General features: G+C 65.0%; 16 protein-coding genes. 10 read left to right on the top strand and 6 right to left on the bottom strand.

Features of this window, described 5'->3' with window-relative positions; translation table 11 throughout:
• Positions 1-28: 28 nt before the first annotated feature.
• Positions 29-457 carry a DUF4399 domain-containing protein gene (locus ACIGJG_RS04615; protein WP_011297108.1) on the bottom strand — a complete coding sequence of 143 codons (429 nt, stop codon included), beginning with the start codon at positions 455-457 and terminating at the stop codon, positions 29-31.
• A 26-nt stretch (positions 458-483) separates the two neighbouring features.
• Positions 484-909 (bottom strand): DUF4399 domain-containing protein, encoded by a 426-nt coding sequence (locus ACIGJG_RS04610; RefSeq protein ID WP_011297107.1) that lies wholly within the window; start codon positions 907-909, stop codon positions 484-486.
• A 327-nt stretch (positions 910-1,236) separates the two neighbouring features.
• Here ACIGJG_RS04610 and ACIGJG_RS04605 point away from each other — a divergent pair, with 327 nt between their 5' ends.
• The gene (locus tag ACIGJG_RS04605) at positions 1,237-2,478 is read left to right on the top strand and encodes a formylglycine-generating enzyme family protein (RefSeq protein ID WP_011297106.1); all 1,242 of its coding nucleotides are present in this window, start codon (positions 1,237-1,239) and stop codon (positions 2,476-2,478) included.
• A gap of 19 nt (positions 2,479-2,497) precedes the next feature.
• Here ACIGJG_RS04605 and ACIGJG_RS04600 read toward each other — a convergent pair whose 3' ends face one another.
• Positions 2,498-4,555, bottom strand: a complete 2,058-nt coding sequence (locus ACIGJG_RS04600; RefSeq protein WP_011297105.1) for a serine/threonine protein kinase — start codon at positions 4,553-4,555, stop codon at positions 2,498-2,500.
• 496 nt (positions 4,556-5,051) lie between these two features.
• Between ACIGJG_RS04600 and ACIGJG_RS04595 the strand changes: the two genes are divergently transcribed.
• The gene (locus tag ACIGJG_RS04595; RefSeq protein ID WP_011297104.1) at positions 5,052-5,276 is read left to right on the top strand and encodes a hypothetical protein; all 225 of its coding nucleotides are present in this window, start codon (positions 5,052-5,054) and stop codon (positions 5,274-5,276) included.
• Positions 5,277-6,090: 814 nt separating this feature from the next.
• Entirely contained in the window at positions 6,091-7,989 is a 1,899-nt protein-coding gene (locus ACIGJG_RS04590; protein WP_011297103.1) for a DEAD/DEAH box helicase, read from the top strand.
• Positions 7,990-8,089: 100 nt separating this feature from the next.
• Here the strand turns inward: ACIGJG_RS04590 and ACIGJG_RS04585 are convergent, their stop codons facing one another.
• Complete coding sequence (locus tag ACIGJG_RS04585) at positions 8,090-9,346, bottom strand: SUMF1/EgtB/PvdO family nonheme iron enzyme (RefSeq protein ID WP_483672818.1); 1,257 nt, start codon at positions 9,344-9,346, stop codon at positions 8,090-8,092.
• 84 nt (positions 9,347-9,430) lie between these two features.
• On the bottom strand, positions 9,431-10,546 hold the full coding sequence (gene egtD, locus ACIGJG_RS04580; protein ID WP_011297101.1) for an L-histidine N(alpha)-methyltransferase: 1,116 nt from the start codon (positions 10,544-10,546) through the stop codon (positions 9,431-9,433).
• A gap of 525 nt (positions 10,547-11,071) precedes the next feature.
• Between egtD and ACIGJG_RS04575 the strand changes: the two genes are divergently transcribed.
• The 5 genes from ACIGJG_RS04575 (at position 11,072) to ACIGJG_RS04555 (ending at position 14,108) form a co-directional block, all read left to right on the top strand.
• Positions 11,072-11,785 (top strand): TerC family protein, encoded by a 714-nt coding sequence (locus ACIGJG_RS04575; protein WP_011297100.1) that lies wholly within the window; start codon positions 11,072-11,074, stop codon positions 11,783-11,785.
• Between the two features lie 130 nt (positions 11,786-11,915).
• Complete coding sequence (locus ACIGJG_RS04570; protein ID WP_483672817.1) at positions 11,916-12,710, top strand: thymidylate synthase; 795 nt, start codon at positions 11,916-11,918, stop codon at positions 12,708-12,710.
• Entirely contained in the window at positions 12,707-13,207 is a 501-nt protein-coding gene (locus ACIGJG_RS04565) for a dihydrofolate reductase (protein WP_140950928.1), read from the top strand. Before ACIGJG_RS04570 ends, ACIGJG_RS04565 begins: the two co-directional genes overlap by 4 nt.
• Positions 13,208-13,541: 334 nt before the next feature.
• On the top strand, positions 13,542-13,802 hold the full coding sequence (locus tag ACIGJG_RS04560; protein ID WP_011297097.1) for a hypothetical protein: 261 nt from the start codon (positions 13,542-13,544) through the stop codon (positions 13,800-13,802).
• Between the two features lie 45 nt (positions 13,803-13,847).
• Positions 13,848-14,108: a hypothetical protein gene (locus tag ACIGJG_RS04555; protein WP_011297096.1), complete on the top strand. Its 261-nt coding sequence runs from the start codon at positions 13,848-13,850 to the stop codon at positions 14,106-14,108.
• A gap of 152 nt (positions 14,109-14,260) precedes the next feature.
• On the opposite strand, the gene pmbA is transcribed toward ACIGJG_RS04555, so the two are convergent.
• Positions 14,261-15,628, bottom strand: coding sequence for a metalloprotease PmbA (gene pmbA / locus ACIGJG_RS04550; protein ID WP_041679854.1), 1,368 nt, complete (start codon positions 15,626-15,628; stop codon positions 14,261-14,263).
• Positions 15,629-15,685: 57 nt separating this feature from the next.
• On the opposite strand from pmbA, the gene yjgA reads away from it, so the two are divergent.
• Positions 15,686-16,288 carry a ribosome biogenesis factor YjgA gene (gene yjgA / locus ACIGJG_RS04545; protein WP_272956350.1) on the top strand — a complete coding sequence of 201 codons (603 nt, stop codon included), beginning with the start codon at positions 15,686-15,688 and terminating at the stop codon, positions 16,286-16,288.
• On the top strand, positions 16,285-16,923 hold the full coding sequence (gene mog / locus ACIGJG_RS04540; protein ID WP_140950926.1) for a molybdopterin adenylyltransferase: 639 nt from the start codon (positions 16,285-16,287) through the stop codon (positions 16,921-16,923). The genes yjgA and mog overlap by 4 nt, the downstream gene beginning before the upstream one ends.
• The last annotated feature ends 1 nt before the right edge of the window (position 16,924 follow it).

The following is a 16,924-nucleotide window of genomic DNA, read 5'->3' as shown; positions in this document are numbered from 1 at the left end:
CGGCCCGCTGGCCGCTACGCAGCGGGACTCACTTCACGTAGATGGTGATCTTCTTCGAGTAGACCGGGGGATTGGTCGGGATGTGCTTGTCGTCGCCCATGATCAACTGCAGCGTGTGCTTGCCGGGCGGCAGCTCGACCATGGTCTCGGTTTCGCCCGCACCGAAATGCAGGTGATTGCGATCGTTCGGGATTTCCTTGTCCATGGGCGGCAGGTCCACGTCGATCAGCAAGTGGTGGTGGCCGGTCTTCGGGTACTTGACGTCCTTCGGCGCCACGCCCATGTTGCGCAAGCCGAACCAAACCTTGAACGGCTTGCCAGCGGGCAGCACCTGCCCGTTGTTCGGAAAGCCGATGTACAGGTACGCATCCGGCGGCGCTGGCGTGTCGCCGGCCATGGCCGCGGCTGGCAGCAGGAGGCACGCGCCGAGCAACGTGGCGGCTAGCAGCTTGAACATGGTGGATCCCCCTCGCGCTGGTTCGGCTATTTCACCGTGATGGTGATCTTCTTCGAGTAGAGCGGCGGATCGAACGGCACGTGCTTGGCATCGCCGAGCAGCAGTTGCAGCGTGTGCTTGCCTGGCGGCAGTTCGATGCGCGCATCCGTTTCCCCCGCACCGAAGTGCAGGTGGTTTTTGTCGGAAGGGATTTCCTTGTCCAGCGGCGGCAGGTCCGTATCGATCAGCAGGTGATGATGGCCGCATTTGGCAGACTCAATGCCCTTGGGACAGACGCCCATATTGCGCAGGCCCATGCGGATCCAGAACTTGCCGCCAGAAATGACCGCGCCGTCCGGCGGCCAGATGATGTAGACCTCCGCATTCTGCGGCGCCGAAGTCGGCATCGAGACGGATGGCACAACGGCCATGGCCATGGCCGCCAACAGGCGGAGCAGGAATCGTCTGGACATACGCGGCGCCTCCCGGAGAGTGTCCGAATACCCGATCACGTTGTCCCGCAAGCCCGTGGTTCTTCTGGTTGCTCTTGGCCAGCGCTCGGCGATTCGGTATTCAGGTTAGAACGGAACCCGGCAAAAAGCGAACTCGCGATGACATCTTCGCAGCGGCTTTGCGCGACACGCATGCGCTGTGGCGCCACGGGCGCCGATGCAAGCACCTCCGGATTCACAATCGCTGTGCTATCTTGAAGCAAGCCGACGTCGCGGCAACACCACAATGCGCCCCAGGCGCCCACAGCGCGCGCATCGGGCTGGCCGCAGTTCCAACGGGGTCCGAAAATGTGGCGCAAAGCTCCTGTCGTTCTGATCGCATCCGCGCTGAGTCTCGGCGCGATCCTCGGTGGCATGGCGGTCCCCGCCACCGCGGGCGAAGCATCGGTTGCGGGCAACAGTGCGCCGCTGCTGCTCGCCGGCATCCTGCCCAAGAACAGCGATGAACAATACGAACTGACGTTCTGGGAATCGATCAAGAACAGCAACTACGCCGGCGACTACGAGGCTTATCTCAAGCAATACCCGAACGGCCGTTTCGCGGCGCTTGCGCGGGCTCGCATGGAACGCCTCGCGGCCGCCAGTGCGCCCGCTGCAAAGACCCCGCCACCGGAACGCGCCAAGGCCGCCCAGCCACCCGCTGCCAAACCGGCAACCCCGTCGCCGCAGCGCTCCGCACCGCCGGCTACCGCTGCCGCCGGTGCCGTCGCCGGTGCAGGTGCCGCGCCATCAGAAGCGCCGCCTTCGCGTCCGGGCACCACGGCTACCGGTTCGGTCAGCGTGGGCGGCGAGCGCAAGCCGCCTGTCGAAGCCAAAGGCGAGATTCGCGATTGCCCGGTCTGCCCCGTGCTGGTGAGCCTGCCAGCCGGCAGCTTCACCATGGGCAGCAATGCGAGCGACCCAGCGGAAAAGCCTTCTCACCACGTTACGATCAGCCAGCCGTTTGCGATCGGCCGCTATGAAGTGACCGTCGAACAGTGGAACGCCTGCGTCGACACCGGTGGCTGCGATCGGATCGCCACCGTCGCGAACAGTGCCAAGAACTCACCCGTGCGCGATGTCAGTTGGGACGACGCGCAGCAGTACGTGACCTGGCTCAGCAAGACCACCGGCAAGACCTACCGTCTGCCGACCGAAGCGGAATGGGAATACGCGGCGCGCGGCGGCACGGCATCGGCCTACTGGTGGGGCGACCAGATGCGCAAGGGCACGGCCAACTGCAAGGACTGCGGCGACCCGTGGAGCCAGGATGCGCCGGCTAACGTGGGATCGTTCGCGGCCAATCCGTTCGGCCTCTACGACGTCAACGGCAGCGTGTGGGAATGGGTTCGCGACTGCTGGCACAGCAGCTACAAGAACGCGCCCACCGACGGCCGGAGCTGGGAAGAAGCCAGTTGCGGCGCGCGCGTGATCCGCGGCGGATCGTGGCGCGAAGGCGCGAGCTACATGGTGTCGTCGACGCGCTTCAAGTACAGCTCGAGCGTGCGGCAATCGCAGAACGGTTTTCGCGTGGCGCGGGACCTGAAGTAGCAACTGCACCTTTCCAACATCACTTCGCGCGCGTGGAGATCTCCACCAGGTCCGCGCTGATGCGGTCCTGACCGTACTTGTGCGCCATCTGCCCGAGCGGCTTTTCCATCGCCTTCAGATAGTCCTGCCAAGACTCCACGTCGGAGCGCCGTCCATCGAACAGCGGCGCAGGCGTGGTCAGCAGCACCACCAGTTCGGTGCCGAACGGCCGCGAGATGACCCACTCCCCGCCATCGCCAACGGTTGCGCTATAGCTCGCCGGCGCCTGTTGCGCTTGCACGCGCGAACTCGGCACAAGGTGTGCCACGTTGCCGTCCGCGGCGAAGTAATCGAGGTACACGTAGGAGTCCTGCGCGGGCGTACGCAGTTCCAGCACCAGCGGCGTGCCTTCGGTGAGCTGCTTGCGGTTGCCGCGCGTGCGCAGCGATGATGCGGATGCGCCTTCACGACGGCCGGACCAGTATGGCGCGATCATGCGGGCGATATCGCATTTTTCCGCGCTCAGTGGTTGCGTGTCCACGTCCAGCGATTTCACGCCCGGCAGCGCATTGAGCTGCTCGCGCAGGCCCGATGCGCCCACGCTTTCGGCCAGGTACCCACGCACGCGCACCCTGCCGTTCTCCGGCGAATTCGCGACAAGCAGCGAACACGGCACGGCGGCCACGACGCGCAGCACTGCCGGCATGGAAAACACCTCCGCCTTCGGGCGCGCAGCCAACGGCGGTGCGGCAGGCGCTTCGGATGCCGTCGATGCGGGCGGCGTCGATGGCTTGGCCGATGCACTGTCCGCCTGGGCCACGACTGGCGGTGTCGGCGCCGTTCGGCTGGTACGCCATGCGTAATAGCCCACCGCCGACACGCCAACGACTGCGGCCAAGGCGGCGCCGGCCAGCAGCGCCGGCCGCTGACGCGCTGACACCGCCGAGCCCGTACTCATGCCTGCCAGGAAACGTTCGACACTCGGCGTACGCGTCTCGCGGTCCAGCGACAGCGCCTGGCGCAGCGTCCTCCACTGCGTACGCGACAGCTCTTTCGGCTGCACGGGCTTGAGTCCCGCCGCGCGCGCCTGGTTCGCCGACATGCGTTCGTACGGATGCCGCCCCGTCAGCAGTTCATACGTCACGCAGGCCAGCGCATAGATGTCATCGCGCGGATCGGGCTCGCGATGCTCGAACATCTCGGGGCTCGCATAGGCCGGCGTCATGCCGCCGAGCGAGCCCGGATCGAACACGGTCTTATCCGATTCATCCGCCGGGGGCAGAAAACCGCGCGCGATGCCGAAGTCGATCACCTTGACTTCGTTGCTGTCGGTCAGGAAGACGTTGGCGGGCTTGAAGTCGCAATGCACGAAGCCGCGCTCGTGCGCATACGCAAGCGCATGGCCCATGCCCGCGACGATGGGCATGGCCCGGGTCATCGGCATGCCGTCGAAGCCGGGCGCCTTGAGAACCTGGCTCAGCGGCTTGCCCGACAGGTATTCCATGGTGAGGAAGACGACCGGACCATCGCGGTCGAAATCGTAGACGGTGACGATATTCCGGTGCGCCAGCGTCTGCGCCTTGCGCGCTTCGCGCTGCAGCGCGATCAACGACTTGGGGTGGCCGCTGAACTGCAGGTTGAGCACCTTGATCGCGATATACGGCTTGCGGTCCGATGCCTCGAGCTTGCGCAGGTCGAGTGCCTTGTACACCGTGCCCATGCCGCCCACGCCGAGGCACTCTTCCAGCACGAAGCGACCGTTCAGCGTGTCGCCGACGCCCTTCGGCCGCGACGCGGGCGGCACCGTGCCGACCGCCGGTGACGTGGCATAGAGCGAGCCCGTCACGGGAGCTTCCATGCGCGTGGATTCGCCTGCCGGATCGAACTGCGTCGTACCGCTGCGTTCAATGCGGCGCATGACTTCGGCATAAACCGCGGGCGGGAACGGGAAGCGCGTGTTTTCTTCGATGATCACGCGTGCGAGCTGGCTTGGCGTGGTGCGCTCGTGCGCCAGCGCCATATCGAACGACGCAACAAACTCGTCGTCGGACAGTCCGCCGTTCTGGAACTTCCGAATCAGGTCTTTGACACTGGCCACCGGCGTTGCCCCGAAGTCGATGCAAGCGGAACGCCCTCACGCAAGCGCACCGTCCACGATGGATACTAGTGCGCACTCTTGGCATCCGCAAACCGAGCGTACCCGCGGCGCGGCGCACTTGCCACCTTGCAAGCGGATGGGTCACTTGAAGTTGGACTGCTGTTGGGATGCGCCCAACAGCGAACACACGTCTGTTGGTGAATTCCGGCCAGTTCAGTGAATGCCGGTCGACAGATCAAGCGTTGCCGGATTGCCGATTTTTCCCGCAAACCCGCATGGCAACTGGCTGTCACTCACCACGCACGTCCAAGGCCGCAATACTGGCATAACTCCTGCGTTTTTCTGCTTCCCGGTCAATGCATTTCGCTTCGACCGGGCCGTTGCGCAGCGCTAGTCGCAGCGCGTGGGGTTGCGGGCCGCCTGGGCCGCAACGTGCACCTATACTGAATCGGCGTTGCTGCCACGCGGCCGCGGCGCCCCCTGACCGGAGAACACCATGGCAGTGATCGTCATCAAGGACCTCAGTGAAAGCATCGACCTGGACAGGGATGCCATGACCGCCATTCTCGGCGGTAGCCGCAGCGGCGGCGCCGCGGGCCGTGGCTGGCATGGAATCCGGCAGCGCGGACCCTCGCGGCTCGTCACCTATCCGCAAGGCTGGCCGGCTAACCCCCATGTCAGGCCGCTGGAACGCATCGAAGGCAAACTGCCGCGCAAGTGACGCAGCTACAAATAGAAAGCCCGCCATTGCCTGGCGGGCTTGGTTGCGGACGGCCCCGGACCTTCTGGGTCAACGCCATCAGCAGTTCGGTCATTCCATGTCAAGCAGGTTTCCCATGATTCCGCCCATGACGCGGACGTCCCACCGGACCACCCGGAGAGTCGCAGGAATTCTGGCAGTGACGACAATGACCGCAATGCTCACAGCGAACAGTGATGCGATATCGCTGTAGAAGGCCAGTACGGGAACTTTATTGTCCGCCCCGGGCGAGCAATCCAGTGCTCGCGCCTTGAGTATAGGATGGCCCCTCCCGCTTTCAACCCGGAATTGGCAATAGGCAGCCCAGAGTGCCAGAGCCAGCGCCGATGTGCCGGCCTCCTGACATATCCGGTTACGTTTTCGCACCGCAACAAAATTCAACGGTTCTGCTATAATCCGCGCCGTGAGTTTCGCAACTGTGAGTTCCGCCACCCGCCAGGCACATCCCGCCAAGGCGATTCCGCTGCCCTCCCAAGCTCTGTTTCTCCGCACTGACCGCGTCTGTATTGCTGTGTCAGTTGCCGACAGAACGCACCGCTCACCGACGTAGCCTCGTCTCCGATCCTGTTGAACAGCCTGAATTGAGCTGTTTGCCTGCCAGGGACCATGTGGCTGGCCTTTGCGCCTGCCGATACCCTGCCTGCCGCCGTACTGTCAGCTGAGTCTGTCGTAACGGCCTCACCGATTGGCGCCGAAGCCTTTTTTAAGACTTTGCACTGCGCCCACCCCTAATTTTGCTTTGCCAGGGGTGCCATGCATTTTTGATCCTTACGACATGACCCAGCACGACACTCGTGCGGAGCAAGCTATTGCCTCCGCCACCGACGCTTCGATCACTTCCGCTGTCCAGAGCCCGCTCGACAAGCTCGACGCCATGCTCAACCCCGCGCAAGTGACCGAGACCGTCGCGGCAGAGGAAGTCACCAACGGCTTTGCCACGCTTGGCCTGGATGCGGCCATCCTGCGTGCCCTCTCCGAACTGAACTACAACAACCCGACGCCCGTTCAGGCGCAGGCCATTCCCGCCTTCCTGGCCGGCCGCGACCTGCTGGTGTCGAGCCAGACCGGCTCGGGCAAGACGGCGGCGTTCATGCTGCCGGCAATCCAGCGCATCAGCGAAAAGCCCGCAACGAACCGCCCGACGGAACCGGCCAAGCGCATGAAGGGCAAGCGTCCCCGCCCGTCGCCGGCACAGCCGTCACTGCTGGTGCTGACGCCGACGCGCGAACTGGCGCTGCAGGTCACCGAAGCCGCTGCCAAGTATGGCCGCAACCTGCGCCGCATCGTGTGCGCGAGCATTCTGGGCGGCATGCCCTACCCGAAGCAGCTGGCCGCGCTGTCCAAGATGCCTGACATCCTGGTGGCCACGCCGGGCCGTCTGCTCGACCATATCTCGGCCGGCCGCATCGACCTGTCCGCACTCGACATGCTCGTGTTCGACGAAGCCGACCGCATGCTGGACATGGGCTTTGCCGATGACATCGACGCGATCGTCGACGCCACCCCGGCTAGCCGCCAGACGCTGATGTTCTCGGCCACGCTCGACGCACGCATCGCCCAGCTCGCCTCGCGCCAGCTGAAGGATCCGCAGCGCATCGAGATCGCCGCGGCCCGCGCCGACCAGAGCCATATCGAACAGCGCCTGCACTTCACCGACGACATGTCGCACAAGGAACGCCTGCTCGACCACCTGCTGCGCGATGCCACGCTCAAGCAAGCCATCGTGTTCACGGCCACCAAGCGTGACGCCGACTCGCTGGCCGAACGCCTGTCCGATACTGGCTTTGCCGCCGGCGCGCTTCACGGCGACATGACCCAGGGCGCGCGCAACCGCACCCTGACCGCACTGCGCCGCGGCAATCTGCGCGTGCTGGTCGCGACCGACGTGGCCGCGCGCGGCATCGACGTGCCCGACATCACCCACGTGGTGAACTTCGACCTGCCCAAGCAGGCCGAGGACTATGTGCACCGTATCGGCCGTACCGGCCGCGCCGGCCGCTCGGGCGTCGCGATCAACCTGGTGAACCACAACGACACGTTCCAGTGGAAGCGCATCGAGCGGTTCACCAACAACCGCATCGACGCTTCGGTGATCGAAGGCCTGGAGCCGCGCCGTTCGCCCAAGCCGCGCTCGAACTTCGGCGGCAAGCCGGGCGGCCGTGGCAATGGTGGCGGCTACCGTGGCGGTGAGCGCAGCTTTGGCGATCGCAACTTCGGTGACCGCAAGTTCGGTGGCGAAAGCCGTGGCTTCGGTAACCGTGGCAACCAGGAAGGTGGTCGCAGCTTCGGTGATGACAACCGTGGCTTTGGCAACCGTGAAGGCAGCGGCTACCGTGGCGGCGAGCAACGCAGCTTCGGCGGCGGCGACCGCAACTTCGGTGGCGAGCGCAAGTTCGGCGGCGACAATCGCGGCTTTGGCCAGCGCGCCAACCCCGAAGGCGGCCGCAGCTTCGGTGACGACAACCGTGGCTTCGGCAACCGTGAAGGCGGCGGCTACCGTGGCGGCGAGCAACGCAGCTTCGGCGACCGCAGCTTTGGTGACCGCAAGGTCGGTGGCGAAGGCCGCAGCTTCGGCGACCGCGGCGGCCGTGATGGCGGCCGCAGCCTCGGCAACCGTGAAGGTGGCTTCGGCGGCCAACGCAACGGCAACAGCCGTTCGCGCTACGAGCGTTAAGACCATGCCGGCGCCGTCGCGCCAGTATCGTGAAGAAGAAGAGCACCCCGCGGGGTGCTCTTTTTTTGTCTTCGCCGGTCAGCGCAGAGACCAGGCCTGCCTACATCGAACAACTCCTGAACCCCACCAACACAACGTCCTCCTCCGGCAGCAAAGCGAGCCTTGCCCGCACATGCCGTTGCCGGGACGAACTGACGAACGTCGTGCCCCGTACCGCCTGGTGTGTCCCGAAACGCGCCACCAGTTCACTGTCCGATGGCGACGCTGCAAACCCCGCATACGGTTCATACGGCGACGCCGTCCACTCGCGCAAGCTGCCCCACTGAAGACCACGATTCTGCAATGCGGCGAGTTCCCATTCCGCTTCCACGGGCAGGCGCCGCCCTGCCCATGCGCACCACGCCTGCGCTTCGTACAGCGTGACGTGGCGCACGGCCTCGTCAGGATTGAGCGTGCGCAGCGTGCCGAATCGCTCGGTCATCCATGCTCGCGACTCAGGATGCCGCGACCAGTAGCGCGGCGCGGAGCGCTCCTGCGTCATCAGCCACTGCCGGCCGGCAGTCGACCACCAGGCCGGATGCTCATAGCCGCCGTCCTGGACGAACTCGAGGAATTGCGCGTTGCTGACCAGGGCGGCGTCCATTTCGAATGCCGGCACATAGGTCGGTTGCGGGGGGAGTTCATCGGGCTGCGCGTAGCCGTCCGGATCCGACCAGCCCTGCGTGAAGCGGCCGCCGGGAAAGTGCAGCGTGCCGGCATGCGCGACCGACACACCGGGTTCCGGTGCAACCGGCGCGGCAGGTGCCAGCCCGAGCGCCTGCAGCAATGCGGCCAGGTTCTCGGCTTGTGCGTCTTCCAGAAACAGCGCGCGGCGAAACGGGTACAGCGTGACGTCGCTGTCGTCGGACAGCAGCGCCAGGCGGCGCAGCAGGCCGTCGAGCACATCGGAGGCGTAATGCTTGACCACGGCGACGTCGGGCAGCACGATTTCCCAGCGTTCGTCCGGGCCGATGCGGTCGGGGTCGAACCACTCGTCGGCGCCATCGAGGCGCGACGGGTCGCTGGCCACCGGCACCGGCACGCCGCCACGATCGATCTGCCGCACGCCGCGCAGGCACCACCATTCGGCGTGCCAGGCGATATGCCCCAGCGTCCACAGCGGCGGATCCGCATCGTATTGCCGCGGCACATCCCAGGCCTTGCGCGTCTGGCCGAACACCGCCAGCCAGGCCAGGGTGCGGCTGCGCGCATCGACCAGCGCCTGGGCCAGCCCCTCGCGGGGCAGGCGGCGGGCGTCGGACCAGCCTGCCTGGCCGCCACTGAAGTAGAGATCGGGAAGCATGGAGAAGCCGCTCATCGGGAAGCATCCGTTCGGAAAGGACGAAGACGGGCGGCCGCCCGCCATGGCTGCGGCCATTATGACACCACGCAAGGGCGCGCCTCAGGCGCGCGCGTGGAACACCGCGAACCAGCCCAGTGGATCGGTCCAGTACACCGGGTCGTCGAAGCCGGCAGCTTCGAGCAGCAAGGCGAAATCGCCGGGACGGTATTTGTAGGAGTCCTCGGTATGGATGCGCTCGCCTTCGCCGAACCGACGCTCCCCGCCGTCCCATCGCACCCTGACCGGCTGGCGCGCCTGTAAGTGCATCTGGATCCGCGACGCCTCTCGATCGAAGCTCGCCACATGGCGCCAGTCGTCGACATCGAAATCCGTGGCGACGATGCGGTTCACGTTGCGCAGCACGTTGCGATTGAACGCAGCGGTGACACCGAGCGGATCATCATAGGCGGCGACCAGCGTGGCCTCTTCCTTGAGCAGGTCCACGCCGATCAGCACGCCATCGCCACGCCCGGCGGCGCCGCGCAACCGCTGCAGCAGCGCAAGCGCGTCCATGGGCGCGAAATTGCCGATGCTCGAGCCCGGATAGAAGAACAGCCGCCTGTTGCGCCTGACACTGCGCGGCAGGTCGAAGCTGCCGCAAAGGTCCGCGCCGAGTCCAAGCATCGGGATATCCGGATTCTGCTGTTGCAGGCATGACAGCGTGCCGCGCAGGAACTCCACCGAGATATCGAGCGCCACGTACTGCGCCGGCCGCAGGCTCCCGAACAGCCTCGCGGCTTTCTCGCAATTGCCGGCGCCGAGATCGATCAGCACGCAGCCACTGCCCGCGCGCGCGGCAATGGCAGGCGCCGCGCTGGCGAAGATCGCAGCCTCGGTGCGTGTCGGGTAGTACTCGGGCAGGTCGGTGATCGCCTCGAACAGGCGCGAGCCGAGCACGTCATAGAAAAACTTCGGGCTGATACTCGCATCGGACTTCCGAAGCCCGGCCAGTACCTGCTCGCGCAATGCGCTGCTGTCTTCGTGGTACTGCTGGATGAACTCCGGTTGCGGCGGCACGTCCTTCGCGGCATGACCGTTGGACAACGTCACCAGCGAGGGGTGCGTGGCGGCCTCCGCATGCGCGGCGTGAGCATTGTTGGCGTCGTCGGTATCGTGGGCGTTGTGGTGTGAGTTGTTGGAGCGGGAACGGTTAAGCGGGGTCGGGACAGCCGGCATGACGTTTCCTTGTGTGGTCGTGGATCCACTTCTTATTCCCCGAGGCATACACGTCCCTGCTCGCGTGGGGTCGCGCTGGCTCACGGGATGCGCCGCTGTGCTGTCCGGGACGCATCGGCCGAAAGTCGATGTTCAAGAATAGATGCCGCGCGGCAATTGCGCTTGCTGCATTGCAAGATAGGGGCGCAACGGCATGTGTCGCACACACAACATCCGGCAGAACCCCGTATCTTCCCCATGCCGCCACCGCGCAACAACGTTTATAATCCGGCCCAACGCGGAAACAATCAGTCCGCGTCCCTTCAAAGGGGAGTAGCTCCGGGGCCATGCCCTTAGCACAATCGTCATTCCGAGACTGACGTCTCCGGTTGTGCTGACACTGGTGCGCAGACCGCGCCAGACGTCGAGCAAGACCTTTGCAACCTGGAATCACGGTTTGCAAAGGCGACCCCCGGTCCCCCATCACTCTGTGACTCCAGGCGAACCCAACGCACGTTTGCGGCTATTCGTACTTGAGGAGAGTTCATGGAGTGGATTACCGATCTGTTCACGATGCAGTTCCTGACGGCACTGCTATCCATCGTCGTCATTGACCTGGTCCTGGCCGGCGACAATGCGATCGTGATCGCGCTGGCGGCGCGCAACCTCCCGTCGCACCTGCAGAAGAAAGCCATCGTCTGGGGCACCGTCGGTGCCGTGGTCGTGCGCTCGGCCATGACGATCGGCGTGGTCTGGCTGCTCAAGATCCCTGGCCTGCTGCTGATCGGCGGTCTCGCGCTGGTGTGGATTGCCTACAAGCTGCTGTCCGACGAGGGCGACGGCGACGAGCACGGCTCCGGTGCCTCCACGCTGTGGGGCGCGATGAAGACCATCATCATCGCCGACGCGGTGATGGGCGTGGACAACGTGCTGGCCGTGGCCGGCGCCGCGCACGGCAGTTTCCTGCTGGTGGTGCTTGGCCTGCTGATCAGCATCCCGATCGTGGTGTGGGGCTCGAGCCTGGTGCTCAAGCTGATGGCGCGCTTCCCGGCGATCATCTACGTCGGCGCGGGCGTGCTGGCCTTCACGGCCGTGAAGATGATCGTGCACGAGCCGCTGGTCAAGGCGTTCTTCGAAGCCAACCCGGTGGTCAACTGGGGCCTGTATGTGCTGATCATCGGCGGCGTGCTTGGCGGCGGCTACCTGGTGCAGAAGCGCCGCGGGCAACATCAGCAACAGCAACCGGCCGGCAGCCACTAAGGCTTGCCGCCGCGCCAGGGCAACTGCCTTGGCCACTGCCGGAAGGGCCGCCCGAAGGGGTGGCCCTTCTTGCTTTAAAATGTCCGGTTTGCGGGCCAGCGCCCGCGTCACTTCCCATCCCGCCGCGCCGATGAAACAGTACCTCGACTTCATGCGCCATGTGTACGAGCATGGCACCGAAAAGGCCGACCGCACCGGCACCGGCACGCGCTCGGTCTTCGGCTACCAGATGCGCTTCGACCTGAGCCAGGGCTTCCCGGTGGTCACCACCAAGAAGCTGCACCTGAAGTCGATCATCCTCGAACTGCTGTGGTTCCTGCAAGGCTCGACCAATGTGCGCTGGCTGCAGGAGAACGGCGTCAGCATCTGGGACGAATGGGCCGACGAGAACGGCGAACTGGGCCCGGTCTACGGCTCCCAGTGGCGTTCGTGGCCGACGCCCGACGGCCGCCATGTCGACCAGATCACCGACCTGCTGAACCAGATCCGCGCGAACCCCGATTCGCGCCGCCTGATCGTCTCGGCCTGGAACGTGGCCGACATCCCGCGCATGAAGCTGCCGCCGTGCCATGCGTTCTTCCAGTTCTACGTGGCCGATGGGCGTCTGTCGTGCCAACTCTACCAGCGCAGCGCCGACATCTTCCTCGGCGTGCCGTTCAACATCGCCAGCTACGCGCTACTCACGCACATGATCGCGCAGCAGACCGGGCTGGACGTCGGCGATTTCGTCTGGACCGGCGGCGATTGCCATATCTACAGCAACCACTACGAGCAGGTGCAGACGCAGCTGTCGCGTGAGCCGCTGCCACTGCCGACGCTGAAGATCGTGCGCAAGCCGGACAGCATCTTCGACTACCGCTACGAAGATTTCGAGCTGGTCGGCTACCAGTCGCATCCCGCCATCAAGGCACCGGTGGCCGTATGACGTTGCTGACTCTCGTCGTCGCACGTGCCCGCAATGGCACCATCGGCCGCAACAACACGCTGCCCTGGCGGTTGCCCGAAGACCTCGCGCATTTCAAGCGGACTACCATGGGCGCGCCGATCATCATGGGTCGCAAGACCTGGGATTCGATTGGCCGGCCATTGCCTGGGCGGCGCAATATTGTCGTAAGCCGCAACGCGGATCTGAAACTGGAAGGCGCGGAAGTTGCCACCTCGCTGGAAGATGCGCAAAGGCTCTGCGTAGGCGTCGAACAGGTGTTTCTGATCGGCGGTGCGCAGCTCTATGCCGAAGCGCTGCCCAGTGCGGATCGGCTAGTCGTGACGGAGATTGATGCGGATGTAGAGGGCGATGCCTTCTTCCCCGCCATCGATCAGGCGAAATGGATCGAGACGTCGCGTGAAACGCATCATTCGGAAGCCAATGGCTTTGACTATGCGTTCGTGACGTATGATCGGCCGCCTTCCGGGGAAGAGTAAAAAAGCCGGCCAGGCTCAATACGAAAGCAGGTGCGATCCGCACCTGCTTTTTTTTTTCGCCTATGCCTCCAACGTGTTTTCGAGTGGCTGGAGCACGATGTGTCGCTGGTGCGCGAACAGGTAACGGCGATATGTTGGCCGCCATCGAACATGGCAGCACCATGCCGTGCTGGTCGCCAGCCGGCAGAAAACCCGATTTTCCTTTTGATTTCAGTGACTTGAGACGTCGAAGAAGATACTGGCGCGCCCTGGCACACCCCATGCGTATATGCCTGCGAGCGCAGCAAACGTGCTCCACCAAGCCAACCAAGCCAGCAAATCCAAGGAGTCCATCATGTCCCTGACCATCCAGAACCTGCCCGTCGAACAAGACCTCGACCACGCCAAGATGAGCGCCGTGCGCGGCGGCAGCCTGTTCCTGAACAGCGGCGTCAACGCCATCACCGGCGGTGGCGGCGTGTCGTTCGCCAGCCCGAACACGATCGTGGCGCCCGTCACGCAAGTCGATGCCTCGACCCGCACCAACGTCGACATGAAGTCGGTCTCCAACATGCTGAACAACGTTGGCGGCATCGTGCAGGCCATGCAGCTCTAAGCCATCCGCGACCCCATTCATCCAATTCGATTCCAGGAGACCATCATGTCCTTGACCATCCAGAACCTTCCGCTCGAACAAGACCTCGACCGCGCCAAGATGGGCGCAGTGCGCGGCGGCAGCCTGTTCCTGAACAGCGGTGTCAATGCCATCACCAGCGCGGGCGGCGTGTCGTTCGCCAGCCCGAACACCATCGTGGCGCCCGTCACGCAGGTCGATGCCTCGACCCGCACGGACGTCGACATGAAGAGCGTGATGAACTCGATCAACAATGTGGGGGGCGTTGTCGCAGCTCTGCAGCACTGAGCCGCGAAGCAGGAACGGAGGAAAGGCGCGGAGAAGCCGGCGCAGTTCGGCGATCCGCCCCAAGCCCGGCCCGGCCGCCGTACGCCAGGGACAAAAAAAGACCGCTCGTTTTTCGGGCGGTCTTTCTTTTCACTGGCTTGCGACGTACGCGATCAGTTGCCGGCGATGGTCATCTGTTCGATCAGGATGGAGCCGGTTTCCTTGGTACCGCGCACCAGCGAATCCGCGCCGATGGCAACGATCTGGCGGAACATCTCGCCCATATTGCCGGCGATGGTGATTTCTTCCACCGGATACTGGATCTCGCCGTTCTCGACCCAGTAGCCCGACGCGCCGCGCGAATAGTCGCCGGTCACGTAGTTCACGCCCTGCCCCATCAGCTCCGTCACCAGCAGGCCGGTGCCCAGCTTCTTGAGCATGCCGCGGAAATCGTCGCTGGCCGTAGTGAGATCGCTCGTCAGCGTCAGGTTGTGCGAACCACCCGCGTTGCCGGTGGTCTTCATGCCAAGCTTGCGTGCCGAGTAGGTCGACAGGAAGTAACCCTCCACCACGCCGTCGCGCACGACATCGCGTTCGCGCGTGCGCACACCCTCTTCGTCGAACGGCGCGCTGCCCATGGCACCCGGCACGTGCGGACGCTCGTGGATCTGGATATGCGGAGCGAAAACCGCCTTGCCCAGCGTGTCATGCAGGAAGGTGGACTTGCGGTACAGCGCGCCACCGGAAACCGCCTGCACGAATGCGCCGAGCAGGCCGGCGGCCAGCGGCGCCTCGAACAGCACGGGGCAGCGGCGCGTGGACAGCTTGCGCGCATTCAGGCGGGCCAGCGCGCGTTCAGCGGCATAGCGGCCGATGTCCTCGGGCACGGCCAGCGCCAGCGGCGAGCGCTTGGACGAGTACCAGTCGTCGCGCTGCATGCCGCCGCCGCTGCCGGCAATCGGCGCGCACGAGATGAAATGGCGCGAGTACGGATAGCCGCCGATGAAACCGCGCGTGGTCGCGAGCACGAACTGCGAATGCTGCGCCGATACGCTGGCGCCATCGCTGTTCTTGATGCGCGGCGATACGGCGAACGCGGCCGCTTCGGCCCGGCGCGCGATGTCGATGGCGCCCTCGGCATCGACCGTCCACGGATGGAACAGGTCGAGGTCTTGCGGGTTACGCTCCAGCAGCTCTTCCTCGGCCAGGCCGGCGCAATCGTCTTCAGCCGTGAAGCGGGCGATGTTGTAGGCCGCCTCGGCCGTGGCACGCAGCGCGGCCGGCGAGAAATCCGACGTGCTGGCGTTGCCGCGGCGCTTGCCGATCAGCACCGTGACGCCGACCACCTTGTCGCGGTTCTGCTCGATGGTCTCGACCTGCCCCTTTCGCACCGACACCGACAGACCGCTGCCTTCCGAGATCTCGGTCGCGGCATCGGTCGCCCCAAGCTCGCGTGCCACACGCAGCACATCGGCGGCCATCTCGCTGAGCTGGGCCTGGGTATGGGTGAAATGCGCGGTCTGTTCGGCGATGGAGTCCATGCTGGGCGGTGTCATCAAAAGTCCAAGCGGGAATCATAGCAAGATAAAATGCAGCCCATGACGCGAAATTCCCGTAATTCCCCCGGCTCCCGCTTTCCTGGCGCCTTTGCGCCGGAACCCGATATGGACGAGCCCAAAAGCAAGTCGCAGAAGAAACGCGACATGACCGCCCTGCAGGCCCTCGGTGCCGAGCTGGAAGCCCTGGCCAAGGACCGCCTGGCGCGCGTGCCGATGCCCGAGGCACTGGCCGACGCCATCCACGAAGCGCGGCGCACCACGAGCCATGAAGGCAAGCGGCGCCAGATGCAATTCGTCGGCAAGGTCATGCGTGGCCTCGAAGACGACGAGGTAGAAGCCATCCGCGCCGCACTCGAGGGCTTCAAGGGCACCAGCAAGGCCGAGACCGCACGCATGCACCTGATCGAACGCTGGCGCGAGCTGCTGCTGGCCGACGACGCCGCGCTCACCCGCTTCCTGGCCGAGCATCCCGGCACCGACGTGCAGACGGTGCGCAACATCATCCGCAGCGCCCGCCGGGAAAAGGAGCTGGGCAAGCCGCCGCGCTACTTCCGCGAGCTGTTCCAGGCCATCAAGGCCGCGCTGGATGAGAAGGACAGCGCCGCTGGCGAACAACCCCCGACCCCGGAGCCCGAGGCATGACGCAGACCACGCAACCGATCGCCCGCAACCACCCTGATGAACTCGTGGTGGCCTTCGTCTCGATTTCCGACCGCGCTTCGGCCGGCACCTATCAGGACGAAGGCATCCCCGCCCTGCGCGAATGGTTCGGCCGCACGCTGACCTCGCCGTGGCAAGGTGTAGAGCGGTTGATTCCGGACGAGCAGGCGCAGATCTCACGCACGCTGATCGATCTGGTCGATGTGGCCGGTTGCGACCTGGTGCTGACCACTGGCGGCACCGGCCCGGCGCGGCGCGACGTCACGCCCGAAGCAACGCTGGCCGTGGCCACCAAGGAAATGCCGGGCTTCGGCGAGCAGATGCGCCAGGTGAGCCTGCACTTCGTGCCGACGGCGATCCTGTCGCGCCAGGTGGCCGTGATCCGCGAAACGCCGAGCCGCGCCGCGCTGATCATCAACCTGCCGGGCCAGCCGCGCGCGATCCGCGAGACGCTGGAAGGCCTGCGCGACGATGCGGGCAAATCGGTGGTGCAGGGAATTTTTGCTGCAGTGCCATATTGCATCGACCTGATCGGCGGCCCATACATCGAGACCGACGAGAGTGTGGTCAAGGCCTGGCGGCCCAAGAACGCAATCCGCAGCAAGCCCGCCGCCTGAG

This window comes from Cupriavidus sp. C1SS-2L (genome assembly GCF_057073735.1).
The sequence above is the reverse complement of the archived record's forward strand: the minus strand, read 5'-3'. Positions and strand labels throughout refer to the sequence as shown.